We start from the raw sequence: 26,282 nt of genomic DNA, 5'->3' as shown, positions 1-26,282 counted from the left end.
GATCAACTCCCGTTCGGTGTGGCGGAGGGGGGCGCGGAGGCGGACGACTCGCGGCCCTTGCGGTAGGCGTTGAACTCATTGGTGTAGAGGTCGGACGCCTTGACCCGGCCCTGTGCGATGTCGCCGCGCTCGGCCAGCCAGTCGATCCACAGCCGGAGCTCCTTGCCGGTGATCCGCCCGGCCGTTTCGGCGACGCCGAAGGACTTCCAGTACGTCAGGGGCTTGGTGTCCTCGTTGCGGCCGCGCTTCTTCACGATGTCCGTCATCCGGGCGATGACCTCCTCGTGCGGTGTGGTGCGGGCCCACTCAATGGCCCGGGCCACGCCGGTGACGAAGGTGCGCGCCGTGTCGGGGTTCTGCGTCAGGAACCGCTCCGTCATCACATACGTGCCGGCGCTGAACGCGCCGAGCAGTTCGTAGTCCGTGAACAGCGGGCGGATGCCTCCGGTCGCCAGGGCCTTCTCACGCAGAATGTTGCCCAGTACGCCGACTTCGATCTGCTTCTGGCGCAGCGACTGCTCGGTGTTGACCGGCGGCACCACCAGCGCTTCCACCTTGTCGATCTCCGCGCGGGACAGGCCGCCCCGCTGCAGGTAGATGTCGAGCATGGCCTCGGAGTGGGCTCCGAGCGTGTTCATCCCGACCTTCTTGCCGATCAGATCGCGAGCCGAGCGGATCGGGCTGTCCTTGAGGACGTAGAAGCCGTTGTAGGCGTGCTTGTCGGAGCCGTAGTAGCTGATGACCGCCTTGATGGGGGCGTTGTTGGCGGCCAGCTTGACGACCGCGCCGTTGAACGCCCCGCCGAAGTCGATCTGGCCGGTGGCTGCCGACTGGATGTCCTGGGGGCCGCTGATCGTGTTGCCGACCCACTTCAGCTTCACGTCCTCCAGGTAGCCGAGGTCCTGGGCGAGTTCGGGCAGGATGACGTTGCCGGCCCAGCCCTGGTAGCGAAGCGTCTTGGTCTGGCTCTTGGCGGAGTTGCCGCCGGTGGCCGTTCCGCAGCTCACCGCGGCCGCGGATATACCGAGCAGGGTCAGGAACTGTCGTCTGGATGTCGCCATCGGCGGGGGCATGGAGGTGTCCTTTTCAGGGTCGTCGGGGACGTGGGTGATGAGGTGAGCGGCGGTCATGGGGCGGCGGTCAGAGGGGCTGCCATCACGGGGCTGCGGTCCAGCGGTCATGGCGCTGCGGTCACAGGGCTGCGGTCATGGCGCTGCGGTCACAGGGCTGCGGTCACAGGGCTGCGGTCATGGCGCTGCGGTCACAGGGCTGCGGTCACAGGGCTGCGGTCATGGCGCTGCGGTCACAGGGCTGCGGTCACGGGGCTGCGGTCATGGCGCTGCGGTCACAGGGCTGCGGTCACGGGGCTGCGGTGAGGTCCGAGGCGGCGGGCACCGCCTCGATGAACTCGTCCACCGCCTGGAACAGCCGTAGTTCCGCCTCCGGTTGGAGCAGCACCGAGCCGCCTGCCTGGCGCTCGATCGCCATGTCGAGCAGGAAACATCCCGCGACGACATGCCGGGCGCCGAGTGCGGACAGCACCGGACGCAGGGCGTAGTCGATGGTGAGTACGTGCGCGAGGCTGCCGCCGGTCGCCAGCGGCAGCACGGTCTTCCCGGCCAGTCCCGACTGCGGCAGCAGATCGAGGAAGGCCTTGAGCAGGCCCGTGTACGAGGCCTTGTACACCGGAGTGGCGACGATCAGGCCGTCCGCGGCAGCCACCGCGTCCAGCGCCCGGTGCAGTGCGGGACTGCCTGCCCGGCCCGCCAGCAGGTCCGCCGGGGGCAGATCACGTACGTTCAGGTGCCTCACATCGAAGCCGGTCAGCGACGGACGCTGCACGACCTGCTCCACCACCAAGGCGGTTCGGGAATCGGCGGACGGACTTCCGGATATGGCAAGCAGGGATGTCAAGGATGACTCCTCGATAATCCGGAGGACCCAGCCGTGAATGACACCCCGGGATCTTCCGAAAAGGGCAGGAAACAAGGCGAATGGCAATGGAGGTTGATTCACCGAGCTATCGCGGCGGTGAATCCCCTATCGGCAGAGAGGCGCCGAAGGACGATGCCACGCAGCCCCCGCGCGCACGGCTGAATGCCACACCGTGCTGGACCGTCATGTGACGACTGGCGGAGGAGAATCCGGTCGGCGACCCGCCGCGCACAGGCGCAGCGGTGACGCAGTCAGGAACCGGCGAAACGAGTCAGGAGAACTGCCGGCCGAAGGCTCAGCGACCGACGGCACAGATGGCGCTGGCCTGGCGTCGAAGATCGACGTGCAGGCGCGCGGCAAATTTCTCGGACTGGCTCACGCACAGCAGAGTGGCAGTGGTTTCCGGCCACGTCAATCATTCTTCGGAGCCGTCTCACATATCGAGTCGCCGGGAAAAAGGGCTGCTTCCTTCTGGGCCTCGACCCCCGCGGCTTTCGCTACAAGCGGCTACTCGGGCTGACAACATAGGACATGGCCCTCATCGCACCCATCGCACCCATCGCAATGAGAGGTCCGAGTTCGAGCCATGGCCTGCAAGTGATCTTTACAAGAGCGACACAAGAGCTACAGATTGCCTTCGGCAGGTGCCGTTAGCGTTGCTGGCCGTTCGGCGTGTGCGAAGGCGAACCAGTCGCCGGCGTCCCTGGCCGGGCGGTCAGCACAGAAAGATCGCAGATGGACTACTGCTCCTCGTGCCGTCGGAACCTCAATGGCGCATTGGTGTGCCCAGGGTGCGGTGCATACGCCCCGGACATCGCCCCGCCTGCCCATCGCCCCCGTAACGCGGCCGCAGCGACCCCAAGAGCGACATGGGATGCATTCGGCAGCGGGGAGTTCCCCTCCTCGGAATTCCACCGCGGCACCGCGCACTCCGGAACCGGAGTGACCGGTAGGGGCACGTCCGGGGGATCGGGAGCGGAAGCACCGGGTGCCGGCTCATCCAGCAGCGAGGAACCGGCCGCGCCCGCCGTACAGGGGCGTGCGGCCAGGCGCCGGCAGCTGGCACGTTGGAAGAAGAGCCGTCGTCGGGCCGCAGTCGCGTCGGCCGTTGCACTCGTCGGTGGGGGTCTGGCCTTCACTGCGCTGCCGACCGGATCGTCCAACACTCACTCGGACACAGCCTCGGCGCCGGACATATCGCCCCAGGCCACAAGCCGAATAGGCGCCCCCGACTCGCCATCGGCGCAGCCGGACGACCGTGCTTCGCGGCACCCCGGCACTCGCCCGGCCCCGACAACAACCAGCCCGCGGCGGGGAACTGCCGCCGTCGAGCCCCCCACTGCCGCCGCGAGCCCTCCGCCCCGCACCGCGGCCACCGCCCATCCCACCGCGACGACGAGTGCGCCCCCGCAGGCCACACCCACCGCGAGCCGCGAAACACAGACGCACCGCTCCGGCCCCGAACCCTCCCGGACGACCGCGCCGACCGACCGCTCCGACACGGATACGTCGACTGCGAGCTCTGCGCCGAAACCGTCGTCACCGGAGAAGGCGTGCCTGCTCGTTGTGTGCGTCGACTGATAGCGCCGATCCCATCGCACCCCGGCGTCGTTTCCCGCTGACGGCGGTTGCGCCGGGACCCCGGGGATGGTGTGCATCGTGACGCAGACGCCGGCTGAGCAGGCTCTGGCTCGTTCATACACCACTGGTGACGGTCAGATCAGATTCAACATCTCTGATCTGTCGGTCGACCATCACCCCGACCGCAGCGTGACGTTGACCTACCGGCTCACCGTGGTGCGTCAAGGTCACCGGGACGAGCGGTGGGAGTTCACTCTGCCCTGGGACGACAAGTCCTTTGTGGATGTGTTCACCTCCCCCGCCCCCGATCGCGATCGCCTCAGGCAACTCGTGCACCTGGTCCACACCCTCCTGGAAGAGTGGTGGGACACCAAGGGACATAACCGGCAGTCGGCGAAGATGGGGCACCAACTTCCCTGATCAGCTTGCCAGTTGGATCGCGCAGCCGCGTTTGGCGCTGCCACGGCCGCATGTGCAGAACTGCGGCCTCATGCAGGAATGGAAGGCCACGTGAGTGCTCCTTCTACGGAGCTCGGTCAGCGATCCGCCGAGGAGCCGCCGCGGGCGCTCCCGCGGCCGAAGATCAGCGCTACCAGAACCAGGCCCACCGCGGCGCCGACGAGCTGGGCCCCGATGAAGCCGGGCACCGAGGCCGGGGCGATGCCCGCGAAGGTGTCGCTGAAGGCGCGGCTGATGGTCACCGCCGGGTTGGCGAAGGACGTGGAGGAGGTGAACCAGTACGCGGCACCGATGTACGACGCGACCGCGGCCGGAGCGAACCGCAGGCGGTCGGAGCGGGCGAGCCCGAAGATCAGCAGGATGAGGCCGGCGGTGGCGACGACCTCGCCGATGAGGAAGTGGCCGGCGGAGCGGTCGTGTGTGGACCACTCGGCCAACGGCCGGCCGAACATGGCGTCCGCCAGTATGGCGCCGCCGATTCCCCCGGCGATCTGGGCGGGGACGTAGACGGCTGCTTCGCGGCCGGTCACTCCGGAGCCGGCGCCGGGGCCGGAGCCGTCGCGCCGTGCGGTCCACCACTCGGCGAGCGTGACCGCCGGGTTGAAATGCGCGCCGGAGACCGGGCCGAGCAGCAGGATGAGCACGCCGAGCCCGAAGACGGTGGCGAGGGAGTTGGCCAGCAGTTGCACCCCCACATCCCGGCTCAGCTCGGTGGCCTGGATACCGGAACCCACCACCACGGCCACCAGGGCGGCGGTGCCGACCAGTTCGGCGGCCGCTCGCCGGGTCAGCGGGATGCCCGGCGCCGTCGCCACGGGTTCAGGCGCAGGCCCGGCTGTGGGAATGGTGGATACCGCCTCGGCCTCCGGGCCGGTGGCCTGGGTTGCGCTCAACAGGGCTCCTCGGTGCAGTGCGATGGGGGGCGCGACAGGTGCGACAGGTGCGACAGGTGCGACAGGTGCGACAGGTGCGACAAAACAGGACGCCAAGGGGCGCAATACGGTGCGGCAGCACGCACGATCAGGGGCAGGAACGCCGCAGATCGCTCTCGGCCGTGGCCCGAGCGGTCTCCGCCAGGTCGGCGAACTGGCCCGCGAGCGAAGCGATGACATCCGGCCGCAGCTTGTAGTACGTGAAGCGGCCGCACGGCTCGGTCTCCACGATCCCGGCCTCACGCAGCACTCTCAGGTGGTTGGAGAGGTTCGTCTGCCGGGCGCCCGTCTCCTCCACCAGGTGCGTGGTGCACAGCGTCTCGTGCGCGAGCAGGGTCACGATCCGCAGCCTGAGCGGGTCGGCGAGGACCCGAAGCAGGTCAGTGTCGACTGACGTCATCATGAGCTGATACTCTCACATCAGTCGGTGATGATGCCACTCGCCTCGGCCCTCGTACGAAGAGAGAGACCTGATGTCCGAGAAGCCCTCCGTCCTGTTCGTGTGCGTCCACAACGCCGGGCGCTCCCAGATGGCCGCCGCCTGGCTGACCCACCTGGCGGGCGACCGCGTCGAGGTCCGCTCCGCGGGTTCCACCCCGGCCGACCAGGTCAATCCCTCCGCCGTGGAAGCCATGAAGGAGGTCGGCATCGACATCGCCACCGAGACCCCCAAGGTCCTGACCGTCGAGGCCGTCCAGGCCTCGGACGTGGTCATCACGATGGGCTGCGGCGACACCTGCCCCGTCTTCCCGGGCAAGAAGTACCTGGACTGGCAGTTGGAGGACCCGGCCGGCAAGGGCGTTGAGTTCGTACGGCCCATCCGCGATGAGATCAGGACCCGTATCGAGGGCCTGATCGCCGAGATCGCTCCGACGAATGCCAAGTGACCGCTGAACAGTCCGATGTCCGCAAGGTGATCGTCATCGGCTCCGGCCCGGCGGGGTATACGGCCGCGCTCCATGCGGCGCGGGCCTCCCTGAAGCCCCTCGTCTTCGAAGGGGCCGCCATGTGAGCCCATCTCATCGGTGACACGGTCACACGTGTCGCACGGTCGGCCCGCCCGGTCAGGGACCGACCGGCCACCGGCCGCCTCGACGGCAGCTGTTGAGCCGGTGTTCATGTACCGGCGCGCTTCGTGACGAAGTCGGGACCCATGGCTTCCCGCATCGACGACCACCTCCGTATGGTCCGTCGTCTCGTATACGAACCTGCGTGGAGGACTCGTGCCCGAGCAGCCGGACGACCACAACAGAGAGCCCGTCGAACTCCCCCTGGTCACGAACCACAACACGGCGCGGTCGGCACTGACATGCCGCTACCGGTGCGGTGACGCCTGCTCCCACGAAGCGCCCAACGGCTCATTCAACCCGTACTTCGGCGACGTGGTGCAGCAGTCGCTGTCCCGCCGGGGGATGCTCAAGGGCGGAGCCGTTCTGGCCATCGGGGCCACGACCGCCGGGGCAGCCACGGTGGCCGCGGCGAACCCGTCCTCTCTGCCCCCGATGGGGCCGCTCCTTCCGCCGGGCCTGCGCTTCGAGCCCGTTCCGCCGAACACGACGGACGCCGTGACCCTCCCGCCCGGGTACGAACAGCAGATCGTGCTGCGCTGGGGCGACCCCCTCCTGGTCGGAGCACCGCGCTTCGACGCCCGTCGGCAGACCGCCGAGGCGCAGGCAGGCCAGTTCGGCTACAACGTCGACTACTTGGCGTTGCTGGAATCCCCCGGCCGGTACCAGCAGCTGGTGCTCGTGGCCAACCACGAGTACACCAGCGAACAGATCATGTTCTACGGCTACGACCCGGCCAACCCGACCCGCGAGCAGGTCGAGGTGGCCTGGGCCGCCCACGGCATGAGTGTGGTGGCAGTCCGCGCCGAGCGCGGTTCCGGACGGATCCACCCTCTTCGCGGCGACGTGCTCAACCGCCGGATCACCGCCACCACACCGATCGAGTTCACCGGTCCGGCAGCGGGCAGCGCCCTGCTGAAGACGAGCGCCGACCCCACGGGCCGTACGGTGCTGGGCACGCTCAACAACTGCGGCGGCGGCGTGACTCCTTGGGGCACCGTCCTGTCCGGCGAGGAGAACGTCAACCAGTACTTCGCCAACGCCCGTGCCGTCACCGATCCGCTCAGCGCCAGGCGCCTGGCCCGCTACGGCCTGCCGACGGGCGCCAGTGAGCGGAAGTGGGAGCGTTTCGACGACCGCTTCGACATTTCCAAGGAGCCCAACGAGGTCAACCGCTTCGGCTGGGTCGTGGAGATCGACCCGTACGACCCGGAGTCCGTTCCACGCAAGCGCACCGCGCTGGGCCGCTTCAAACACGAGGCCGCCGAGCCCCGGCTGACCCGCGACGGCCGCGTGGCCCTGTACATGGGCGACGACGAGCGATTCGACTACCTCTACAAGTACGTCTCCACCCACGCGTACAAGAAAGGCACCGGCCACGCCGCCCGCGAGCACAACCTGCGGCTGCTCGACGAGGGCACCCTCTACGTCGCCCGCTTCACCGGCGACAGCCCGGGCGGAGAGATCGACGGCTCGGGCGGCCTCCCGGACGACGGGGCCTTCGACGGCAGCGGCGAGTGGATCCCACTGGCCACTGGCAGCACTTCACACGTACCGGGGATGACGGCTGAGGAGGTCTGCGTCTTCACCAGGCTCGCCGCAGACAAGGCCGGGGCGACGAAGATGGACCGGCCCGAGGACGTCGAGCCGCACCCGCGTACGGGCCGCGTCTATGTGGCGCTGACGAACAACAAGGACCGCGGCGCGGCGGGCAAGGCCGGGGCGGACGAGGCGAACCCGCGCAACGGCAACAAGCACGGCCACGTTCTGGAGCTGGACGAGCGGAACTCGGACGCGGCATCGCGCTCGTTCCGGTGGCGGCTGATGCTCGTCTGCGGCGACCCGGACGACCCGTCCACGTACTTCGCGGGCTTCGACAAGGAGCAGGTCAGCCCGGTCTCCTGTCCGGACAACATCGCCTTCGACGAGGGCGGCAACCTCTGGATCGCGACCGACGGCAACGCGTTGGGCTCGGCCGACGGGCTGTTCGCGGTCCCCGTCACCGGCGAACACCGCGGCCACGTCAGGCAGTTCCTGACCGTCCCACGCGGCGCGGAGACCTGCGGCCCGGTCATCACCGGCGAACGCATCCTCATCGCCGCCCAGCACCCGGGTGAGGTCGACGGCGCCAGCGCCGAGAAGCCGGCCTCTGCCTGGCCGGACGGCCCCGGCACCATCCCTCGTCCCTCGATCGTGTCCGTGTGGGCGGAGAGGGGCGGCAACCGCTGATGTTCGCCGGATCTTCACCGGCCCGGATTCAAGGCCAGTCCATCCAGAGGCCGAATTCATCCGGGGGCGAGTTCATCCAGGGGCCGAGTTGATCCAAGGGGGCGAGTTCTTTCAGAGGTTGCGCACCCGTGCACTCACCCATGCGAGGTGTGACACGCGATCGGTTACTGGCGCAGTAGGAGGTACGCCGACCGGTCATCGGCGCATGCGGATCCGAAGGTCCCCCCCGTGCCTGCGGATCCGTAGGCGGCGCGAGCGTTATCGCATGGATTCGATACCGCTCGCGCCGCACCACGGGGACGCCACCCCCGACCAGCGCGAGCCGTCCTCCGTATGACGCGCGGCCGTCGCAGACACTGCGGGCCCGCGGGAGAGCGGACCGCGGTATACCGGAGCCGCGAAGTCGAGGCCATCGCCGTACGGCCCGGCCGGTGACCACCCGTCGGCGGGCCCTCCCTCCCCCGTAGGGAGGGCCCACGTCGAGTGCCCCCCATCGTTTCCAAGGCCCCTGCCCTCATCAAGACCTATCTTCTGTACGATCGGTAAGTGGCGTTTACCGAACTCGGGGAGATCGAGGCGTTCCTGGCCCTCGCCGAGGAACTGCACTTCGCCAGGGCGGCGGACCGGCTCGGGCTGTCCCGGCCGCGGGTGAGCCAGCTCATCCAGTCGCTCGAGCGGCGCATCGGAGGCCTGCTCTTCGACCGTACGAGCCGCCGGGTGGCCCTCACCCCGACCGGCCACTTCCTGCTGGAACGCGTGAAGCCGAGCTTCGAGGGGCTGCAGCGGTCCATCGAGGAGACCCGGGCCTTCGCCCGTGAGCTGCGCATCGGATTTCTCGGCCCGTTCGCCGGCGCCGTGGACGCCTCGGTGGCCAACTTCCGCCGTACCCACCCGGAGTGGTCGATCAGCATGACCGAGACCGGCTGGGGCGACTACTTCGGGCCGCTGCGGCGGGCCGAGGTCGACATGCAGGTCACCATCTGGCCGGTTCAGGAGCCCGATCTGACGAGCGGCCCGGTGATCGCCGAGTATCCGCGCGTGCTCGCCGTCGCAGCCGACCATCCGCTCGCGACCAGGTCGTCGGTCGACGCGGAGGAACTGGCCGAGCACACGATGGTCGAAATGCCGCGGACCGCCCCGAAGGAGATCCGCGACGGGTTTCTGCCGCAGAGTACGCCCGGCGGGCGGCCCATCCGCAGGGGACGGCTGGTCAAGACGCAGCACGAGATGCTCAGCCGGGTCGCGTCGAGCACCGAGGTCTGTGCGACGTCCACCGCACTGACGCAGTACTACCGCCACCCCGACGTGGTGTTCCTGCCGATGACCGGACTGCCGCCGGCCCGCGCCGTGGTCAGCTGGCGCACCGTCAACGAGAACGCCAAGATCAGGGACTTCGCCGCCTCACTGCCGTCCCTTGCCTAAGGCGTGTCCCGGCGGATCACCGCGACTCCGGCGGGCTTCTCCCCTGACCCGCCCTTTCCCGAAGCTGGTAGGGACGCTCTGCGGGTGCGGCAGCCGCGCGTGCGCGGGCGTGGCATTGAGCATCCGGACGGCTTGGGTCGCGCGGGTGGCGCCGGTGGCTTCTCTGGCTTGAGCGGCTTGCTCCTTCTTCTGCCCTGTGGTTCACCGACCCCCGATCGAAGGCTGCTACGGCTGCCAGGCCTCGTACATCAACCGGCCAGAAGACGAGGAGCCACTGTCGTAAAGCGCTGGGACTACGAACCGCAGCGGGGGGTATGCGATGCGGCAGAGTCGCGCCGGTGGACTCGTTCCGGACCTCAGGAGAGCCGCTTGAAGTAGAAGCTGCAGTCCTGGAGGGAGCCGTCCGGGTCGGCCGCGTAATCGGGGACTAGGCCGTAGCGGGTCCAGCCGGTGGAGCGGTACAGGTGCTCCGCGGCGCTGCCGGTCTCGGTGTCGAGGATCAGGAGGCTCGCCCCGGCCCGAGCGGCGGCCTGTTCGGCCGTGGTGAGGAGTGCCCGGGCCACTCCCCGGCCGCGGGCGTCGCGGTGGACCATGAGCTTGACGATCTCGGCGCGGTGCCGGCCGTTGGGCTTGGGGTTCCGCGCGAGGCCGACGGTTCCGGTGATGCCGTCGGGTCCGCGGGCGACCCAGACGGTGAGGCTGCCGTCGGCTACGGCGGATTGCTGGGCGTGCCACCAGTCTGCCGCCGATGCCTGGCCGAAGGGGGCGAGGAAACCGAGGGAGGATCCTCCCGCGACGACGTCGACGAGGAGGTCGGCCAGGCTCTTCACGCTGGTGCGGAACTCATCCGCGGACAGGCTCGTGATGGTGTGCATCGTGGGCTCCCTCCCTACACTCACGGCAGGACGACCATCACGGCGTAACGGACCGGGTCGGGCCCCGGGCAGCGGAACCGCGAGCGATCCCACAACCGGAAACGCAGGCAGTCCCCCGCCCGAACCTCGTACACGCCCCTGCCCGCGGTGACCTCCAGCGCGCCCTCCAGCACCCAGATGTGCTGCTCGAGGCCCGGCACGGGCGGTGCGTCGTACGAGATGTCCACGCCCGGCCGCAAGCCGCCCTCGACGATCTCGCCACGCAGCCCGGGATGGGGCGGGGACACCGACCGGCGGGTGAAGCCCGATGCCTCGTCCCGCCAGACCAACTGCTGGTCCGCCCGGGCCAGTTGCGGTGGATCCGACTCCACCTCGGCCAGCAACTGCGACATCGTGCGCGCGTACGCCGCGCACAACTTGCCCAGCAACGCGGCCGTCGGGCTGATCTCCGCCCGCTCCAGCCGCGACAGCGTGGAACGGCTCGCGCCCGTGCGCCGCGCCAGCTCATCCAGCGACCAGCCGTGCTCAACCCGCAGCTGGGCGAGCCGCCCCGCCAGGCGGGCTTCCACGGGCTCGGGACCAGGGCTCTGCGGGGGCCCTTCCTCCACAGTTCTCGCGGTTCTCACAAACGAGAATGTATCTCAGATATGAGAAGAAACATAGGCGGGAACAGGTGCCTCCAACACCCTTGCCCGGCATGCAACTTGGGCATAACTTGGAACGGTCGTTCCAGGATGGAGGTGTGCATGCCGGACGTGAAGCACTTCGACGTCGATGCCCTGCTCGACGCCGTCGTGCGGCTGTTCTGGCGGCAGGGGATGTCCTCGACCGGAATCCAGACCCTGGTGGCGGCGACAGGAGTGAGCCGCTCCAGCCTCTACGCGACTTTCGGGAACAAGGACGGCCTGTACGTCGCCGCACTGCGGCGCTACATCGAGCGCAACTCCACCCCGGCCTTCGCGTGGCTGGCCTCGAATCCCTCGGGCCTGCCGGCGATCGAGGACTTCTTCGCTGACCTCATTCAGATGCGCTCCTCGGGCCACTACGCCGGCTGGGGGTGCATGGTCACCAACGCCCACTCAGGACCGGAATGCAACGACCCCGAAGTCCGCCGCGTGCTCGACCGCCATCACCAGCAGCTCGAGAAGGCCATGCGTTCCGTTCTGGGCACGGCCGCCGCACGCGGCCAAGTCCCCCGCACCCTCGACCTCGACTCCACGGCCGCGGTCCTCGCCGTCGTCACCTACGGGATCAACCTGCGCTCCCGCGCGGGCGCCGACCCCGAAGCCCTCGGCGCCACCGTCGCCGCGGTCCTCGACCCACTGCGCACCACACCCCCTCATCAGCCCTGACCAGGAGGAGCACACCCGATGAGCCTCAATGAGGAACTGCGTGCCTGCCGCGAGTCCGCTCCGGACCACATCCCGCCCGCCATACGGGAGGTCATGAGCCGGGCCGCCCGCGACCTCGCGGAGTCCGGACAGGTCGAGCGAGCGCTCGGCGTGGGCGTACAGGCCCCCCGCTTCAGCCTGCCCTCGGCAACCGGGCAGACCGTGAACCTGAACGATCTCCTCGCGCAGGGGCACGTCGTGCTCAGCTTCTACCGCGGCGCCTGGTGCCCGTTCTGCAACCTGGAGCTGAGGGCCCTGCAGCAGCACCATCACGAACTGACCGCCCGCGGCGCACAGTTGGTCGCCGTCTCCCCCCAGATCCCGGACGAGTCGCTGTCCCTGAGCGAGAAGCACCAACTGGCCTTCGACGTCCTCAGCGACGCGGGATCCGACCTCGCCAAGCAGTACGGGCTCGCCTTCGACCTTCCCGAGGACCTGGCGGCCGCCTACGACTCCCTGGGCTTCGACCTCCAGCGGGTCAACGGCGGACACGCCCGCACCCTGCCCATCCCCGCCACCTACGTCATCGACCGCGAGGGCGAGATCCGCTGGGCCTTCGTGACCTCCGACTACACCGCCCGCGCCGAACCGGCCGACATCCTCGCGGCCCTCGACGACTTGCGCTGACCACCAGCCAGACGGCTGAGGCCGCGAACAGCGCCGCAGTGATCGGCAGCCACGGCGCCAGGAACGTCCCACCGGGTCGGCCGGTCAAAGCCTGTGGCAGGGCGCCTCGATCAGAGCTCACGCAGCCGCCCCGCCCCGCTGCACCCCGCTGCACCCCGGCCCCGAGGACTGACCACGTCGTGGCCGATCACGCGCCCTGGCCGACGCGGTCGGGCGTGGGCAGGGGTTCGCCGGTTTCGAGCAGGGTCTTGAGGTCGGACAGGAGCTGCGGCCAGCCTTCGCCGACCATCTCCAGCACGGTGCTGCCCGGCTCGAAGCCGTCGTGTACGACGGTCAGCTTGACCATCTGGCCGAGCGGTTCGATCTCGAAGGTCACCTTCGACCGGCGCTCCTCGGCCACCTTGGTCAGTACCTCGTCGCTCACGCCGGCGGCCTCGGCCCACTCCGGCGTGAACGTGTGCCAGGTGTAGGACAGCCGGCGGCAGGGCTCGGATTCGAGGACGACCTGAGCAGGATCGGCGGTCTTCGCCCCCCGCTCGTCCCAGATCATCGGCGATCCGGCCTTCCAGTCCGTCTCGAAGGCCACCCCCCAGTAGCGACGGGTGAAAGCCGGGTCGGTCAGCGCCTGCCAGAGCCGTTCCGGCGTGGTGTTGATGTAGGTCGTGTACGCGAACGCGTTGCCAGCCATGGGTGCCAGCTCCAATGCTGTCTTCAAGTCGGCGAGTGCGCGCACCCGCTCGCGGTCGTACTGGTCGATCCAGCGCTCGGCGATGGCATTGATCGGCGCGGCGTTGAGGTAGTGCAGCTTCTCCCGGCCACGCCACACCGTGGTCACCAGGTCGGCCGCCTCCAGCACCGCCAGATGCTTGCTGACCGACTGCCGGGCCATGTCGAGACCGGCGCACAGCTCCCGCAGACTCTGCCCGTTGCGGGCGTTCAAGCTGTCGAGCAGCCGCCGTCGGCTGGCATCGGCCAGCGCCTTGAACACCTCGTCCATCTAGCGCCATCCTCCGAACATGCAGCCATCCAGCTGCCTAAACGATAGGCAGCTGGATGGCTGCATGTCAAAGCCGACCCGGCGGAACCGAGGACGCCAGTAAGAGGCGGTCTGCATCGGCCGCCGACCTTCGACAACCCGCTGGGCCTGGTTCGCGTACGTCGTGTGCGCCGCGTGCGCCGTCGCCTGTGGCGCATCCGTCCCGTACGTCGTGCGGGTCCCCTGCGTCGCGTGCGCGCCCTGGTCGACGTACCGCGCGAGCGCCGACTGGTCGGCCTCCTTGGCCTGCAGCGCCAGCGGGTTCTCTTGTCGAGCTGCTCGGATGCGACGGCCTGGATCTCGTCCGCATCCACATGGGCATACCAGACCGCGAGACGGCCCAGGACGGCCAGTTCGTGCATCCACTCGCGGTGGGGCCGGACCATGGCGCGGACGATCGCGGCGCGTTCCGAGTCCCTGAAGCCGTTCTCCCGCGCCGCGATCACCAGGCTGGCCGCCAGCCGTCTGACGTCCACTCCCACGGTCCCGGCAGGGTCTCGTCGAAGTCGTTGATCTCGAACATCAAGTGCCGCTCGCGAGAGCCGAGCAGCGGAAGTTCAGCAGGTGCGCGTCCCCGCAGAGTGGGCGGTGAGGCCCGAGCGCGGGGTGGCGGCCAGGTCGGGCGCCGTGATCGCGGCACAGACGGTCAGGCCGCGGTCCCGGGCCGGGCCCCGGCCCCGGGTTCGGCCCCGGTCGCGGAACGCCGTGGTGCCGCGCACAGAGCGCAGATGACGAAGATGTCGATGGCGAGGAGCGTCAGGGCCCAGAACGGCGCGTAGGGGATCCACAGGAAGTTCGACAGCGCGCCGAGCCCCGCGAGGACGACACCGACGGCCCGCGCCCACAGCGCTCCGGTGAAGAGCGCGAAGCCCGCGACGACGATCACGGCGCCCAGGATCAGGTGGATGAAACCCCAGCCGGTGAGGTCGTATTCGAATGCGTAGTTGCGTGTGGCGACGAAGACGTCGTCCTCGGCTATGGCGGCGATCCCCGTGAAGAGGGCCATGAGCCCACCGAAGATCATCATGACTCCGGCGAAGACGATCCATCCGCTCATGTTTCCACTGGTGACGGAACTTCGGGCAGCGCCGCCTGCTCGAGCCCCACCTACATGACTGGTCATGGTTGGCTCCTTTGCCAGCATTACCTGCCCGTCGGCCGGGCTTCGCCCGATCGGCGGTATGCGCTTCCACGTTTCCACAGCCCGGCACGGCAGGCATCTCGGTGCCGGGGTGCCCAGGTCACCCGGTCACCGCGTACCGCCGCAATCGGCCATCGCGGCCTGCCGCCTGTGTAGGGCGGCTCGCTCAGTCGTCTGCTGAGCCGCCCGCACGTACGGGCGCGGAGCCCGGCCCCTGACCCGGCCCGAACCCGGATCCGGACCCGGCCCCAACGTTCGGCTAGGTCAGCCGCCACGCGCTCAGGTAGTCGCGTAGACCGGAGAGGTCCGTTCCGCCCGCGCGGTAGCCGATGTGGCCGTCCGGGCGGATCAGGTAGTGACCCGTCCGGTCGGCGGACAGCCCGAGGCGGCGCAGCGCGAGGCCGTCGAGATCATGGAGGCCGCCAGGCGCGGGGTCAGGGCTGAGCAGGTGCCCAGTGAGCGCGCTGGGACCGTGCCCGGCAGGCCAGACATCGGCAAGGGCATCTGCAGCGGCATGGTCGTGGGCGAAGGCACGGGCGCGGCCGCACAGCAACAAGTGATGGCCGGGAGCGGCGAGTTCGCGGTGGAGCGTGGTCGGCCTGCCGTCCACGGAGACGGGTGCGTCCGGCAGCCGGTCGCCCGCCCGGGGCCCTCGGCGCGGCGCCCCGGGCCCGTCCTGCGACACAGGGCTCGACCGGTAGTGGATACGCAGCTGTGTGACGGTGCGCAGCCCGTACGCCCGCCCGGCCCTGATCCGCAGGGCCAACGGCATCAGACGGGGCGCGACCTGCGTGCGGGCGAACCGTACGAGGGGATGGGTGGACGTGCCGATGGTGAACGCCCGGTCGGTGAAGCGCAGGACGTTCCGGCCGACCGGCGCCCGCTCCGGTTCGTAGGTGTCGAGCAACTCGGGCCTCGCCCGGCCCGTCGAGACCAGTCCGAGCTTCCAGCCGAGGTTCACGGCGTCCTGGATGCCGGTGTTCATGCCCTGCGCACCGGCCGGGCTGTGGATGTGGGCGGCGTCGCCCGCCAGGAACACCCGGCCCGCCCGGTAGTGGCGGGCCCCGCGGTTGTGGAGCCGGAAGTTGGTCATCCACACCGGATCGCGCAGCCGGACACTCGCCCCCGTGTAGGCGTCCGCGAGCCGCTGCACCTCCGCCAGCTCCACAGACCGCTCCACAGGCGTGGTGTCGCAGTCGGGTCGCATGGCCAGCAGGCGCCAGGTCGCCGGAGCTTCCAGCGGGAAGAAGAGCAGCAGGCCACGCGGGGACAGGAAGGCGTGCGCCCAGCCGGGCTCGATGCCGTCGGCCTCCAGGTCGGCCAGCACGAACGTCTGCGGGTAGGCGCGGCCCTCGAAGGGGATACCGGCCGCCTGCCGCACCCTGCTGTGGGCACCGTCGCAGCCGACCACGTACCGGGCCGCAACGGTCTCCTCGCTCCCGTCGCCGTGCCGCAGCGTGCAGATGACCGCGTCGCCCGGCGCGTCGGGCGCGAGGCCGGAGTCGAGGTCGGCGTCGAGGTCGGCGTCCGCGTCGGGGTCGAGATCGAGGAGCTCCGTGCCGCGCTCCACGCGCACTCCCCGCCCGCCGAGGTGGTCGCCGAGGATGCGCTCGGTCTCCGCCTGGGAGAGGAAGAGGAGATACGGGTACGCGGTGTCCTCGACGCCGATGTCGAACAGCCGCACCGGAACCGCCCGTTCACCGACGTGCATCTGGAGCCGTACGGCCCGGTTGCCGCGTTCCACCATCTCCTCGGCGACTCCGCCGACCCCGGCGAGCACCTCCAGAGTGCGGGGCTGCACGGCGAGCGCACGCGACTCGTGCACCCGGTCCGGCTGCCGGTCCACCACCCGGAACCGGACCCCGTAGCGCTCCAGCTGCGCGGCCAGCGCGAGGCCCGTCGGACCGCCGCCGACGACCAGGACGTCGAGCGGGGCATCGGGCGGGTCCAAGGAATTCACCACACGTTGATTATTACTCATGGAGCCCGGGAACTCGCCGCTCCGGGCGGCTTCCGGCCGGCGTTGGCGGGCACCACGGCACTTGGCACGCCCCGGGGGTGATGCCGCATCCGGCAGGTCACGTGGGGCACTGAAGGGACCACCCCACGCGTGCGCCCCGCCCCCGCTCGCAGCCACCCGCGGGGCGCTCTCCGCGCGAGCAGTACGCGGTGTTCGGTCCCCTCAACCGTTCAGCCGCGCGTCCGAGCACCCCGAGAACGAGCCGGTGTGGATGTACTTCTACGACGAGACATGGGGAAGGGCGGCAACTGGTGACCGCGCTCCGGAAGTACGACTGAACGACGCAGCGGCCACGTCGTCGGACTCAGATACGGTCGGCGGCGATGAGCAGGTAGTGGAAGCTGCCTTCCCGGTACGCGGTGAGGAAAGGGTCCTCGATGCCCGTCGCCACCGAGGACTCCGCGCGCAGCTCCCAATAAGGGATCGTCTGGGCCGTCAGATCGATCACGTTGATCGGGACGAAGCCGTTGGCCGCCAGCGCCCTGAAGTACTCGCTCCTGGGGTGGATGTTGCAGGTGTAGTGCTCGTCGATGCGGCTCACGGCCTTGGAGCGGCCACCGGTCACGTCGTTGTAGCAACCGGTGATGCAGACGTAGCGGCCGCCGTACTCCAGAACGCGGGCGAACTCGTCGAAGAGCTCGAAGAGGTCCACGTACATGGTGGTTTCGTTGGTCCACACGGCCCTGCGGGAGCCGGTCTCCAAGCCGGTGTCCAGCATGTTGCGGAAGTGGAACCGCACCCGGTCGTCCACGCCGCGCTCCGCCGCCTGGTCGTTGGCGAAGCCGACCTGGTATTCGGAGATCGACACACCGTCCACCTGGCAGCCGTAGCGCTGGTGGGCCATGAAGCTGGTGCCGCCCCGGCCGGAGCCTGCGTCGAGCAGCCGGTCGCTGGGTGAGATGGCCCCAAGGTGGTCGAGAAGAACGTCCGCCTGTGCCGTTTCCAGCCGGTGCATCTCCTCGATGATGCGGTCGTCCCAGGTGTCCTCCGGGCCCTCCAGTACGGAGGGGTCGTAGTCGCCGATGCCGTAGTGGTGGTGGTAGAGGCCGTCGATGTCGCCGAGCCGGAGGTTGACCGGGTCCTGCCGGTTGTTGTCCCAGTACGCCGCTACGGCCTTCTGGTACGCGGTGCGCAGGACCTCGGTGACGGAGGGGGTTGCGGAGGGCGCGGGGGAGGTGGCGGGGGCATGGGTCGCGGCAGTGGTGGAGGGAGTGGTCGCGGCCATGGGGGTGACTCCTTCATTCGTCGGGCTGCGGTCCTCCGGCCGAGGGCAGCCTCGGAGCAGATCGAGGGCCAGGTCCAGGGCCAGAGCCAACGCCAGGTCCTGTGCCAGGTCGGAGGTCGGGTCGGAGATCAGGTCCAAGGCCAGGCCTGAGGCCGTGGCGGAGGCCGGGGCTGGGGCTAAGTCGGGGGCCGGGGGCAGGTCCGGGGCCGGGGCCAGGTCCGGGGCCGGGGCCAGGTCCAGGGCCGGGGCCAGGTCCAGGGCCGGGGCCAGGTCCGGTGCCGGGTCGGTGGCCAGGTCTGGGAGCGCGCCGCTCATGTGCGGCTCGCTTCACCGCCGTAACGGGCACTGCCCGCGTGCCACTCGCGGTTGCCGCCGAGCCAGGCCCACACCCCGGACAGGAAGCGGCGCAGGGCCGGGGAGCCGGTGAGGGCGATGGCCGCCGCCTCCGCCTCGAAGGTGTGCACCAGCTCGTCGTGGATCCGGACGCTCCGCTCGACCGCCTCCCGCAGCGAGCACTTCTCCTCGGCGGCGACGACCGTGGGCAGGTTGAAGTCCAGCCCGGAGGCCTGGTGTTCCTTGGTCATCGAGTACAGGTCGTTCACGAGCGTGCTTGCGGTTCCGGCCACCGTGACGGCCCGGCGTACCCGCGGATCGGCGTATTCCGCGGCGGGCAGCTCGTACCCGCCGACGGGGTCGATCACGGCCATGCAGGGCAGGAAGCTGTTGCGCTGACGGTTCAGCAGGTACTCCCAGATCGGTGGGAGTTGTCCGGTGGCGCGCCAGGACGCCTCCTGGCCGTAGCCCACGAACAGCGCCGCGAGCTCGCGGCAGAGCCTGGCCACCTGCACCGGGACGGCGTACCGGGCCAGATGGTCGAGGGCGGAGCGAAGGGCGACGAGGACCGGGTCCTCCCGCATGGCCCGTTCGAGCTGCGCCGCGTAACGGACCGGGAGATGGGCCGGGTCCGCCGCGACGTACGCGATGCGGAGGCGCGAGCCCCGCAGTTCCGCGGCGGCGCCTGCGGATTCGTCGGCGCAGTAGTGGTCGTCCGTAGCCCACTCGGCCAGCGCGCACTTCGCCGCCGCCAGCAGGCGGTCCGGGTCGTCGGAGTCGGGGTGGGTGAGCATGATCAGCCGCCCGAAGTCGGCCGTACGGACGCGGTCGAGCTGCCCTGGGTAGATCCCGGTCTCCTCGGCCCACTGGACCAGCCGTTCGTTGACCTCCTCGCCGAGGGCGGGGTCGTCGCGGACGGGAGAGGGGCAGTACAGCTCGGGGACCGACGGCGCGTCGTGGTCCGACGACGTGTCCGCGTCCGCGGCCGATTGCGCGTCCCCGTCCGTCTCCAGGGCCGTATCGCTGCCGTCCGGCCACCCGGTCGCGAGCCTGGCGGCCGAAGCGCCCAGCCCCCTGGGGCCGATGGGGATCCGCGGTCTCGCGCCGCGGACCACGGCGGTCTGTGCGGCCGCCGAGGCGGGCATCCGGGACAGCAACGACATCGTCGCACCTCGCGTTTCCGGGCGATCCACGGGTGATCCACACAGCCTTGAGAAGTGCCCTGACGTCGGCCGCCCTCTCCAGAGCCAGCACCGATCACCCTTTGCAGTCAGATGCATTCACACAGTGACGACCGCCCACACAGGCGCACGAGACGACTCGCAGCAGCGCACCAGCAGCACGCGCCCCCTCCTAGCACCTCAAGCGCTGCCCAAAGGCGCTCCGCCCCACCGGCCCCGCCTTGCCCGCCCGGCCCGGCTCACTCAGGGCCGCTGAGCGTGGCCTTCGCGTACGCGGACCAGATCCGGGGCGGGAAGACGGTGCCCCGCTCGGACTTCGGGCCGCCCACTCCCTGCATGGGGAGCAACTGCGGGTTGCCCGGCTCGGTGCGGAACATCGTTACGGCGGTGGTCATTTCATTGGCGTGGCCGATGAACCACGCCGACTTCATCCGGTCGCCCGGGCCGGTCCCGCCCGCCGCGACCTTCCCCAGCGACCGGAAGTCGTCGAAGCCCAGGTTCTGCCCGGCGAAGGCGCCCAGCGCACCGGCGACGTCGGCCGCCACGTACGGATCCATGACCCGCCGCGCCCGCGGCTTGGCGAAGCCGTCGACCGGCTCCCCGTCCCGCAGCACCTTGTCACCGAGTAAGGGTCGGCGCGCGTGCCGCCGTTGGTGAAGGTCGTGTACGCGCCCGCCATACGGATCGCGCTGGGGGTCGACGTGCCGAGCGGGAAGGTGGGCTCCGGGCGCGCCATGCTCTCCTTGCACAGGCCGGACCGGATGGCCGTATCCCTGATCGTTTCGAGCCCGATGCGCTGTCCGGCCTCGACGAACGGCGCGTGGTCCGTCAGCAGCCCCTTGCGCAGATACGAGTCCGGGTAGGGGTACGGGCCTTGACCGCCGCGGCATCGGCGTGCACGGGCTTGGGGTGGCGGCCCGTGGCAATGGGCCCGCCGGCGCGGGCCGCTGCAGCCGTTGCGCAGGCCGTCTCCATTGCCGGCGTCAGCGCCGCCGCCGACGTGCGGGTGCCGTCCCCGCCGCCCCCGTACGCTGGCCGCGTGACGCGTTTGATCGTGGCGGCGGGAGGCGGTGGCGATGCTGTCGCCGCCGCGATGCTGCACGCCGCGCTGTACGGGCACGAGGACCGCCCGGCGGTGATTCTCACGTACGCCTGGGACCGTCTCCTGGTCGACCCGGTTCCCGGCCCGCGCGGGCCTGCCGACTTCACCGGGCTGCGCCCGCTCGCGCCCGGCGTCCGGGCCGTGCCCGCCGACGCCGCACCCGTACCGCCCGCGGGCTCCACCCTCCCCCGCCTGGCCGCCGAACTGCCGCACACCTTCGCGCTCATCGACCCCTTCCAAGGGGTCGAGGGCATGACGCGCGGGCTCGAGGAGCTCGTCGCGCACCTGGCACCCGACTCGGTCGACCTGTTCGACGTCGGCGGCGACATCCTCGCCCGCGGTGACGAGCCCACGCTCCAGAGCCCGCTGGCCGATGCCCTGTCCCTCGCGGCCTGCTCCCGGCTCGGCGCGCCCGTCCGGCTCCTCGTCGCGGGTCCGGGTCTGGACGGCGAGATCCCGGTGGACGTACTCCGCGAACGGCTCGGCAGGCGGCTGCTCACGCTCGGCCCGCAGCAGGTCGAGGCCGCGGGGCGGGTGCTGGAGTGGCACCCGTCCGAGGCCGCCGCCATGCTCGCGGCCACGGCACGCGGGGAGCGCGGCCTCTGCGAAGTCCGGGGCGCCGGGCTGCTGGTGCCGCTCACCGACGAGAGCCCGGCGGTCCACGAGGCCGACCTCGGCGAGGCACTGCGCAGGAACCGGCTCGCCCGCGCCGTCCTCGCGTCGACCAGCCTCGACGAGGCCGAGCGGCACAGCCGGGAGATCTGCGGCTATTCGGAGATCGACTACGAGCGCGAGCGGTCGGCGGCAGCGGTGCGGCTCACACAGGAGCCGCCCGCGGAGCTCGATCGCGACGCGGTTCTGGAGCGGCTCGCCGCGTTCGAGAGCGAGGCACGCGCGCGTGGCGCCACACACACGTCCTTCCGCCGCATCACCGAGGTCCTCGGCATCCCCGGCTCCCAGCGGCTGCCCCTGCGCGACCTGCTGATCCGCACCCGCCCCGACCAGTACGCGCCCCCGCTCTGGCGCCTGCGCCGGCCCTGACAGAGCGAGGCGCCACCGGGAACCGGGCACCAGGTTCCCCACCCCGCGGAAGAGGAGACCGAGGTCGGGTCCGGGGTGTATGTGGCCCGGCCTCAGCCCTGCGACTTGCAGCTACTCGGCGGGTGTGCCGCCGGGAGCCGGTGCGGCAGCACGGATGGCGCGCAGCATGGCGGTGAGAACCGGTCCGTCGGCGGAAGGCTGCTGCTCGCTGATCGTCTCGTAGCCCCACGACTCGTACAGCGCCTTCACCTTCCCGTGCCCCGCCTGCGGGTTCACCAGAAGGGATACCTGCTCCTCCGGCCGATGCGCGAGGAGCTCGTCATGAATTCGCAGGGCGATGCCGGTGCCGCGCCAGGGCGCTCGGAGCATGATCTCCTTCAATGCCACGGTGGAGATGTCGGTGCATCCGTCGGGCAGGGGGGTGGTCATGCGCCTCCACCAACGGTCGTCCGGTTTAAGGGCGTTGACGTATGCGTATCCCACCGGATCTTCGCCGTCGTAGGCGATAACGGCCTCCCAGCCGGGCTCCGAGGCATGCCGGTCCAGCCGCTCGCCGTACCGCTCCACTGAGTAGTGCGGTTGGTGAAGCTGATCGGCACGCACTTCGGCATACACCTCAATGAGCTCGTGCCATACGGGTTCCACGTCGAGGGCGTGGCGCAGTTCGATGTCGTTGATGGTCACGCCTTGTTCCTCCGGGAGTCGTGGGCGTACTGGTCCCAGGTGCAGGTGAGCGAGCTGGACGGTGCAGCGGCGTGGAGCTTGATGCCGAAGTTGCCGAGCATTCTGGTGACGCGTGGGTGGCGGGTGAAGACATCGGCGGGAATGGACATCGCGGTGGCGATGGCGGGTTCGACGTCGCCTTGTCCGAGTTGGGCGTGGGCGAGCCGGGCGGTGGTAATGGCTCGGGTGCGATGCATGTGCGGGCGGAGCAGGGCCAGGCTTCGATGGGCGTGGGCTTCGGCCTGCTCGAAGTTGCCGAGGCTGAGGTTCGCGGCGAGGGCCAGGCTCTCCAGCTCTGCCTGGTCGTAGAACGCGTTCAGCCACACGGGCCGGTGCTCCTGCGGGTCGGCCCGGTCGAGTGCCTCTTGGGCGTGTGCGAGGACGCGCCGGACGGCGGTGGCGTTACCGGTGAGGCCGTAGATGGCGGCGTGACGGGCGTGCCCAAGGGACGCGAACATCGGGTCGCGGCGGGTGACAGGCAGGTTGCGGGCCACGTCATTGGCCGCCAGGGCGTCAGCAGGGCGCCCGAGGTGCCGGTAGAGGCTGCTCGCGTGGGACCAGATGCGGAACTGGATCGCAGGGTCACCGGACATGGCAGCGAGGCTGGATGCCCGGTCGAAGTAGTGCTGTGCCTCGTCGAATCGGCGTCCGTCGATGGCGGCCCACATGGCGCTGGAAGTGAACGAGGCTGCGCAGGCGTACAGCGCGCCGCGTACGCGCTGGCTCGCGCCGCCGCGCGCCTGGAGGGCCAGGGCTTCACCGGCGAGGGCGGATGCCTGAGCCTCGATCGTGATCTGGCCGCCGTATCGGTGGTCGCTTGCGATGAGAGCGGAGAACTTGCTCAACAGCCGCTCCACGTCACTGGCCCCGACCCGGCGTTGCACGGCAGGGGCCGGGGTGGCGCCAGCAGTACCGGCTGCTATGGCCGTCCCGGTCGATGCGCTGATGAATCGGCGGCGAAGCACAGGGTCCTCCGTTGGTCCCGAGAGCGAGGATGCGATCTCTCCTCGGGGCACGAAGCCCAGCTCAGTGATCCGGCAGTTGAATACTGTTTCTAAGGCTTCCCTTTGGCGAGGGTGAGGCCAGCGGGTTCTTCCGGTCAGCCAGTTGCGGACTGTGCGGTCGCTCACCGTCCCGTCATGGCCAAGGGACCGCAGGTAGGCGTTCACCGCTTCGGCCAATTCGGCCTGCGTGAAACCCGCCTGATCCATGCGGCTCTTGAGGTCCCGGTTGCCCTCCACCGATTCACCGTAGCCAGACGGCGGACCCGACCAGAAACGGGCGACTGCGGAATTTCCGGTTGGGGCCGATGCCGATTGCACCGATTTTTCCTCGTCTCAGCGACAGCCCGGTCGTTCACTGTTCACAGCCGCCGGTCCAACAACAACCACGGCCGACGGTCAGAAGGAGGACGGCCCGCCTCCGCGGTGAATTCGAGGGCCGGGCCACACCCATCACGCTCACCACGACGAGGTCCCGATGACTGTGACCGCTACCGCTCGCCCCACTGGGCACCCCGGATATGCCGAGACCCTGCCCTGTGCAGCGGAGAGTGCCGCGCCGGCCCGGGCCCTGGTACGCACGGCTTTAGCCACGTGGGGCTTGGATGACTTGGTTGAGGCTGGGGTCTTGGTCGTCACGGAACTCGTCGCCAACTCCGCCGTGCACACCAACACGCGGTCGTTGCGCGTGACCATCACCCGGCCCACGGCGGCGTTCGTACACATCGCGGTCGTGGACAAGTCGAAGCACGCTCCCGAGTTCCGCATGGCCGGTGAGGGAGACGAGAACGGGCGAGGACTAGCGATCATCGAGGCGCTGACGTGGCGCTGGGGTACCGACCGGCTGCGTTGGGGGAAACGCGTCTGGGCCGAGCTGAAGTGCGGAGCTTCCGAGTGACCTCGCAGACGGCCGAGAACTCGGCGCGAGCACCAAGACCTAGCTCCCGCCTGATGTCCCGCAGCCCAGAGCGAGCCAGGACCCCGCCTCTCAGCTTGAGAGGGACGGGCAGGGGCCAGCACGCAACCCGCCAACGCGGCCCCGCACCCCGCCCATTCCATTCCTGAAGGCAGCGAGAGGAAGCGGCGGAGACCACAGGGACTCTTCGAATGAACAGGAGGAGCAATGTCACATTTGGAGCAAGAGACCGCATTGGCGACCCAGGTCGGCAGTCGGCTCTTCGCCGATGAACCTCAGTACCACGTACCGGAGTTGGCCGAGCGGTTCGCCTACAAGAAGGACCCCGGCTCCAGCGACACCCACCACCAGTACGACTCCATCCGCGTCTGAACCAGGCGGTCCGGGCGGGGGCGCACTCGCGCTCCCGCCCGGACCGACGCTCGCCCGCAACCATGAGGAGATGCCGTGTTGAAGCTGCACATCAAGCCGCACAGCCTTGGCCGGTCGTGGTCCTGGAACGGTGATCGCCTGGAGTCCGGCCAGTCGTGGATCGAACCCTTCGCTCACCCTGCCCTGGACTGCCTCACAGCCGCAGACCGCGACACCGGGGCCACGTTCGTCACCGTCCGCGAACTCCTACGAGACCGCGAGGACCACGGGCGACGGCTGGTGATCGAGCTGCCAACAGTCGGTTACCACCGCATCTTGGACGAAGCCCGTGGGTGGCCGCTCGACTTCGTCACCGTGGAGACCACCGGGACGGGACACGTCTCCGTCAGCACCGGAAGCTGCGGCAGCGCGCCTGTCTATCTCACGGCCAACCGCGGTGCCCTGTACGGCTCGTGGAACATGGCTGACACTGCCCAACACCTGCCTACAGTGGCCCTGGACGTGCTGGAGACCGCCCGCCTGCTGGCCTTGTGGTTCCGCTACACACACCGCACCAGCTTCAGTGGCCTGTTCCGGCTCACCGAGCGCGCCACCGCCAGCTACGACGGCGACCGGATCGCCTTCCGAATGCCCGAGCCGGCCCGCCATTCAACTGCCCGCGCACTCAAGCCCGACGCTGCTGTCCTGGGTGCCTACGAACAGCTCTTGGACGGCGTCCTTGACCGGCATGTCTTCGACCCTGACACCACCACGGCGCACCTGTCCGGCGGCATGGACTCCGCCGTCACCGGCACCCACGCCTCCCTTCGGCACCCGGGCCGCATCCTGTCCTCCGCGATGCTGCTGCCCGGTACCGGAGGCGTTCAGCAACGGCGACGCCGCCAAGAGATGATCCGCCGCGCCAAGTTCCGCGGCGACGTGACCACCAACGCCGCCGACCTCGCACCCCTGCACCCCACCGGACGCCGCGCACTCGGCGGATTCGTCAACCCGTACGAGGAGCCGTACCACGAGGCGACAGCCGCCCTTGTCGAAGCACTCAGCGCACACGGCGTCCGGACGGTGATCACAGGTATCGGCGGTGACGAGATGATGGCGCTGACCCCGGCCGAAGCCCCGCACCTGCCGGTCGGCCCCGCCCACCAGACCACGCCCTGGCTCGGCCCCACCGCTTGTGAAGCCCTCCACGACGCCGAGGCCGTCACCGCACCGCCCACAGTCGTCAACGAAATGACTCTGCTGGCCCTGGCCTCCGCCGCGCCGCTGCTGCTGACCTCCGGACTGTGGCCCGTCCACCCCTTCGCCGACCCGTCCATGATCCGCTTCGGTGAGTGGCTGCCGCGCGAGTGGCGCTCGGACAAGATGCTGCACCGTAGGCGCCTCGCCAATCTCGGCCTGTCCGACGACGTTGTCCGGCCAAAACTCCCAGAGAACTTCACCCTCGTCATGCACCAGGCCCTGCGCGAGCACATCTCCGCCCACGCCGACCGCATCCTCGCCGACGGCTCGCCGCTGATCGACGCCGAACTCATCGATCCAGATGCGCTCGCCTCAGCCGTGACCCGGATCCGCGGGGGCACCATCCTGGAGACAGATGACCGGCTCGCCGACGCCATCGCCGTCGATCTGGCCATCCGCTCCGCCCGCCCTTGACCCGCCCCGGAGTGACACTG

General features: G+C 69.8%; 27 protein-coding genes and 2 pseudogenes. 13 read left to right on the top strand and 16 right to left on the bottom strand.

Features of this window, described 5'->3' with window-relative positions:
- Nucleotides 1–2: 2 nt before the first annotated feature.
- The 3 genes from ACTWQC_RS27930 to ACTWQC_RS27920 form a co-directional block, all read right to left on the bottom strand.
- The gene (locus ACTWQC_RS27930) at nt 3–1,073 is read right to left on the bottom strand and encodes an ABC transporter substrate-binding protein (RefSeq protein ID WP_443318635.1); all 1,071 of its coding nucleotides are present in this window, start codon (nt 1,071–1,073) and stop codon (nt 3–5) included.
- A gap of 286 nt (nt 1,074–1,359) precedes the next feature.
- A complete protein-coding gene (gene ssuE, locus ACTWQC_RS27925; protein WP_443318584.1) occupies nt 1,360–1,914 on the bottom strand; it encodes an NADPH-dependent FMN reductase in 555 nt (184 codons plus the stop codon).
- Nucleotides 1,915–2,230: 316 nt separating this feature from the next.
- Entirely contained in the window at nt 2,231–2,314 is an 84-nt protein-coding gene (locus ACTWQC_RS27920) for a putative leader peptide (protein WP_443318634.1), read from the bottom strand.
- 356 nt (nt 2,315–2,670) lie between these two features.
- Between ACTWQC_RS27920 and ACTWQC_RS27915 the strand changes: the two genes are divergently transcribed.
- Together ACTWQC_RS27915 and ACTWQC_RS27910 are read left to right on the top strand one after the other, a co-directional pair.
- Nucleotides 2,671–3,516, top strand: a complete 846-nt coding sequence (locus ACTWQC_RS27915; RefSeq protein WP_443318583.1) for an SCO2400 family protein — start codon at nt 2,671–2,673, stop codon at nt 3,514–3,516.
- 78 nt (nt 3,517–3,594) lie between these two features.
- Nucleotides 3,595–3,936: a hypothetical protein gene (locus tag ACTWQC_RS27910; RefSeq protein WP_443318582.1), complete on the top strand. Its 342-nt coding sequence runs from the start codon at nt 3,595–3,597 to the stop codon at nt 3,934–3,936.
- Between the two features lie 116 nt (nt 3,937–4,052).
- Here ACTWQC_RS27910 and ACTWQC_RS27905 read toward each other — a convergent pair whose 3' ends face one another.
- Together ACTWQC_RS27905 and ACTWQC_RS27900 are read right to left on the bottom strand one after the other, a co-directional pair.
- Complete coding sequence (locus tag ACTWQC_RS27905) at nt 4,053–4,868, bottom strand: aquaporin (RefSeq protein ID WP_443318581.1); 816 nt, start codon at nt 4,866–4,868, stop codon at nt 4,053–4,055.
- A 127-nt stretch (nt 4,869–4,995) separates the two neighbouring features.
- Nucleotides 4,996–5,310, bottom strand: a complete 315-nt coding sequence (locus ACTWQC_RS27900) for an ArsR/SmtB family transcription factor (protein WP_443318580.1) — start codon at nt 5,308–5,310, stop codon at nt 4,996–4,998.
- Nucleotides 5,311–5,380: 70 nt separating this feature from the next.
- Between ACTWQC_RS27900 and ACTWQC_RS27895 the strand changes: the two genes are divergently transcribed.
- The 4 genes and pseudogenes from ACTWQC_RS27895 to ACTWQC_RS27880 all read left to right on the top strand — a co-directional run bounded on the left by ACTWQC_RS27895 (nt 5,381) and on the right by ACTWQC_RS27880 (nt 9,625).
- On the top strand, nt 5,381–5,794 hold the full coding sequence (locus tag ACTWQC_RS27895; protein ID WP_443318579.1) for an arsenate reductase ArsC: 414 nt from the start codon (nt 5,381–5,383) through the stop codon (nt 5,792–5,794).
- Nucleotides 5,791–5,910: pseudogene (locus tag ACTWQC_RS27890) on the top strand (FAD-dependent oxidoreductase); the annotation flags it as partial. The gene ACTWQC_RS27895 and the pseudogene ACTWQC_RS27890, both read left to right, overlap by 4 nt.
- 220 nt (nt 5,911–6,130) lie before the next feature.
- Nucleotides 6,131–8,203 carry a PhoX family protein gene (locus ACTWQC_RS27885; protein ID WP_443318578.1) on the top strand — a complete coding sequence of 691 codons (2,073 nt, stop codon included), beginning with the start codon at nt 6,131–6,133 and terminating at the stop codon, nt 8,201–8,203.
- A gap of 546 nt (nt 8,204–8,749) precedes the next feature.
- Nucleotides 8,750–9,625, top strand: a complete 876-nt coding sequence (locus ACTWQC_RS27880) for a LysR family transcriptional regulator (protein ID WP_443318577.1) — start codon at nt 8,750–8,752, stop codon at nt 9,623–9,625.
- A 356-nt stretch (nt 9,626–9,981) separates the two neighbouring features.
- On the opposite strand, the gene ACTWQC_RS27875 is transcribed toward ACTWQC_RS27880, so the two are convergent.
- Nucleotides 9,982–10,500: a GNAT family N-acetyltransferase gene (locus ACTWQC_RS27875; RefSeq protein ID WP_443318576.1), complete on the bottom strand. Its 519-nt coding sequence runs from the start codon at nt 10,498–10,500 to the stop codon at nt 9,982–9,984.
- Between the two features lie 20 nt (nt 10,501–10,520).
- Nucleotides 10,521–11,126 (bottom strand): helix-turn-helix domain-containing protein, encoded by a 606-nt coding sequence (locus ACTWQC_RS27870; RefSeq protein ID WP_443318575.1) that lies wholly within the window; start codon nt 11,124–11,126, stop codon nt 10,521–10,523.
- A gap of 120 nt (nt 11,127–11,246) precedes the next feature.
- Here ACTWQC_RS27870 and ACTWQC_RS27865 point away from each other — a divergent pair, with 120 nt between their 5' ends.
- Both ACTWQC_RS27865 and ACTWQC_RS27860 read left to right on the top strand, forming a co-directional pair.
- Complete coding sequence (locus ACTWQC_RS27865) at nt 11,247–11,852, top strand: TetR/AcrR family transcriptional regulator (RefSeq protein WP_443318574.1); 606 nt, start codon at nt 11,247–11,249, stop codon at nt 11,850–11,852.
- Between the two features lie 18 nt (nt 11,853–11,870).
- Complete coding sequence (locus ACTWQC_RS27860) at nt 11,871–12,518, top strand: peroxiredoxin-like family protein (protein WP_443318573.1); 648 nt, start codon at nt 11,871–11,873, stop codon at nt 12,516–12,518.
- 187 nt (nt 12,519–12,705) lie between these two features.
- Here ACTWQC_RS27860 and ACTWQC_RS27855 read toward each other — a convergent pair whose 3' ends face one another.
- The 7 genes and pseudogenes from ACTWQC_RS27855 to ACTWQC_RS27825 form a co-directional block, all read right to left on the bottom strand.
- Nucleotides 12,706–13,515, bottom strand: coding sequence for an ArsR/SmtB family transcription factor (locus ACTWQC_RS27855; protein ID WP_443318572.1), 810 nt, complete (start codon nt 13,513–13,515; stop codon nt 12,706–12,708).
- Nucleotides 13,455–14,041, bottom strand: a pseudogene (locus tag ACTWQC_RS27850) (DUF2252 family protein); the annotation flags it as partial. The gene ACTWQC_RS27855 and the pseudogene ACTWQC_RS27850, both read right to left, overlap by 61 nt.
- A 159-nt stretch (nt 14,042–14,200) precedes the next feature.
- Nucleotides 14,201–14,611 carry a DUF7144 family membrane protein gene (locus ACTWQC_RS27845; protein ID WP_443318571.1) on the bottom strand — a complete coding sequence of 137 codons (411 nt, stop codon included), beginning with the start codon at nt 14,609–14,611 and terminating at the stop codon, nt 14,201–14,203.
- Nucleotides 14,612–14,954: 343 nt separating this feature from the next.
- Complete coding sequence (locus ACTWQC_RS27840) at nt 14,955–16,658, bottom strand: FAD-dependent monooxygenase (protein WP_443318570.1); 1,704 nt, start codon at nt 16,656–16,658, stop codon at nt 14,955–14,957.
- A 361-nt stretch (nt 16,659–17,019) separates the two neighbouring features.
- Nucleotides 17,020–17,940 (bottom strand): geranyl diphosphate 2-C-methyltransferase, encoded by a 921-nt coding sequence (locus ACTWQC_RS27835; protein WP_443318633.1) that lies wholly within the window; start codon nt 17,938–17,940, stop codon nt 17,020–17,022.
- Nucleotides 17,941–18,251: 311 nt separating this feature from the next.
- Nucleotides 18,252–19,436, bottom strand: a complete 1,185-nt coding sequence (locus ACTWQC_RS27830; protein ID WP_443318569.1) for a family 2 encapsulin nanocompartment cargo protein terpene cyclase — start codon at nt 19,434–19,436, stop codon at nt 18,252–18,254.
- Nucleotides 19,437–19,693: 257 nt separating this feature from the next.
- On the bottom strand, nt 19,694–20,068 hold the full coding sequence (locus ACTWQC_RS27825; protein WP_443318568.1) for a hypothetical protein: 375 nt from the start codon (nt 20,066–20,068) through the stop codon (nt 19,694–19,696).
- 27 nt (nt 20,069–20,095) lie between these two features.
- Here ACTWQC_RS27825 and ACTWQC_RS27820 point away from each other — a divergent pair, with 27 nt between their 5' ends.
- The gene (locus ACTWQC_RS27820; protein WP_443318567.1) at nt 20,096–20,317 is read left to right on the top strand and encodes a hypothetical protein; all 222 of its coding nucleotides are present in this window, start codon (nt 20,096–20,098) and stop codon (nt 20,315–20,317) included.
- Nucleotides 20,318–20,493: 176 nt separating this feature from the next.
- Nucleotides 20,494–21,597 carry a DUF1152 domain-containing protein gene (locus ACTWQC_RS27815; RefSeq protein ID WP_443318566.1) on the top strand — a complete coding sequence of 368 codons (1,104 nt, stop codon included), beginning with the start codon at nt 20,494–20,496 and terminating at the stop codon, nt 21,595–21,597.
- Between the two features lie 111 nt (nt 21,598–21,708).
- Here the strand turns inward: ACTWQC_RS27815 and ACTWQC_RS27810 are convergent, their stop codons facing one another.
- Nucleotides 21,709–22,281 (bottom strand): GNAT family N-acetyltransferase, encoded by a 573-nt coding sequence (locus ACTWQC_RS27810; RefSeq protein ID WP_443318565.1) that lies wholly within the window; start codon nt 22,279–22,281, stop codon nt 21,709–21,711.
- Nucleotides 22,278–23,165, bottom strand: coding sequence for a hypothetical protein (locus ACTWQC_RS27805; protein WP_443318564.1), 888 nt, complete (start codon nt 23,163–23,165; stop codon nt 22,278–22,280). The genes ACTWQC_RS27810 and ACTWQC_RS27805 overlap by 4 nt, the downstream gene beginning before the upstream one ends.
- 634 nt (nt 23,166–23,799) lie before the next feature.
- Between ACTWQC_RS27805 and ACTWQC_RS27800 the strand changes: the two genes are divergently transcribed.
- The 3 genes from ACTWQC_RS27800 (at nt 23,800) to ACTWQC_RS27790 (ending at nt 26,262) form a co-directional block, all read left to right on the top strand.
- Nucleotides 23,800–24,219 (top strand): ATP-binding protein, encoded by a 420-nt coding sequence (locus tag ACTWQC_RS27800; RefSeq protein ID WP_443318563.1) that lies wholly within the window; start codon nt 23,800–23,802, stop codon nt 24,217–24,219.
- Between the two features lie 234 nt (nt 24,220–24,453).
- Entirely contained in the window at nt 24,454–24,609 is a 156-nt protein-coding gene (locus ACTWQC_RS27795; RefSeq protein ID WP_443318562.1) for a hypothetical protein, read from the top strand.
- A 75-nt stretch (nt 24,610–24,684) separates the two neighbouring features.
- Nucleotides 24,685–26,262 (top strand): asparagine synthase-related protein, encoded by a 1,578-nt coding sequence (locus tag ACTWQC_RS27790; RefSeq protein ID WP_443318561.1) that lies wholly within the window; start codon nt 24,685–24,687, stop codon nt 26,260–26,262.
- Nucleotides 26,263–26,282 lie beyond the last annotated feature (20 nt).

This window comes from Streptomyces sp. 8N616, from assembly GCF_052246385.1.
Lineage (GTDB): Bacteria > Actinomycetota > Actinomycetes > Streptomycetales > Streptomycetaceae > Streptomyces.
This window is presented reverse-complemented; position numbering and strand designations above follow the sequence as displayed.

Bases quoted from the DNA above. Each gene is read 5' to 3' on its own strand.
- ACTWQC_RS27835 (WP_443318633.1), bottom strand. From the start codon at position 17,940: ATGGCCGCGACCACTCCCTCCACCACTGCCGCGACCCATGCCCCCGCC.
- ACTWQC_RS27860 (WP_443318573.1), top strand. From the start codon at position 11,871: ATGAGCCTCAATGAGGAACTGCGTGCCTGCCGCGAGTCCGCTCCGGAC.
- ACTWQC_RS27800 (WP_443318563.1), top strand. From the start codon at position 23,800: ATGACTGTGACCGCTACCGCTCGCCCCACTGGGCACCCCGGATATGCC.
- ACTWQC_RS27875 (WP_443318576.1), bottom strand. From the start codon at position 10,500: ATGCACACCATCACGAGCCTGTCCGCGGATGAGTTCCGCACCAGCGTG.
- ACTWQC_RS27915 (WP_443318583.1), top strand. From the start codon at position 2,671: ATGGACTACTGCTCCTCGTGCCGTCGGAACCTCAATGGCGCATTGGTG.
- ACTWQC_RS27900 (WP_443318580.1), bottom strand. From the start codon at position 5,310: ATGATGACGTCAGTCGACACTGACCTGCTTCGGGTCCTCGCCGACCCG.
- ACTWQC_RS27855 (WP_443318572.1), bottom strand. From the start codon at position 13,515: ATGGACGAGGTGTTCAAGGCGCTGGCCGATGCCAGCCGACGGCGGCTG.
- ACTWQC_RS27930 (WP_443318635.1), bottom strand. From the start codon at position 1,073: ATGCCCCCGCCGATGGCGACATCCAGACGACAGTTCCTGACCCTGCTC.
- ACTWQC_RS27895 (WP_443318579.1), top strand. From the start codon at position 5,381: ATGTCCGAGAAGCCCTCCGTCCTGTTCGTGTGCGTCCACAACGCCGGG.
- ACTWQC_RS27865 (WP_443318574.1), top strand. From the start codon at position 11,247: ATGCCGGACGTGAAGCACTTCGACGTCGATGCCCTGCTCGACGCCGTC.
- ACTWQC_RS27830 (WP_443318569.1), bottom strand. From the start codon at position 19,436: ATGTCGTTGCTGTCCCGGATGCCCGCCTCGGCGGCCGCACAGACCGCC.
- ACTWQC_RS27845 (WP_443318571.1), bottom strand. From the start codon at position 14,611: ATGAGCGGATGGATCGTCTTCGCCGGAGTCATGATGATCTTCGGTGGG.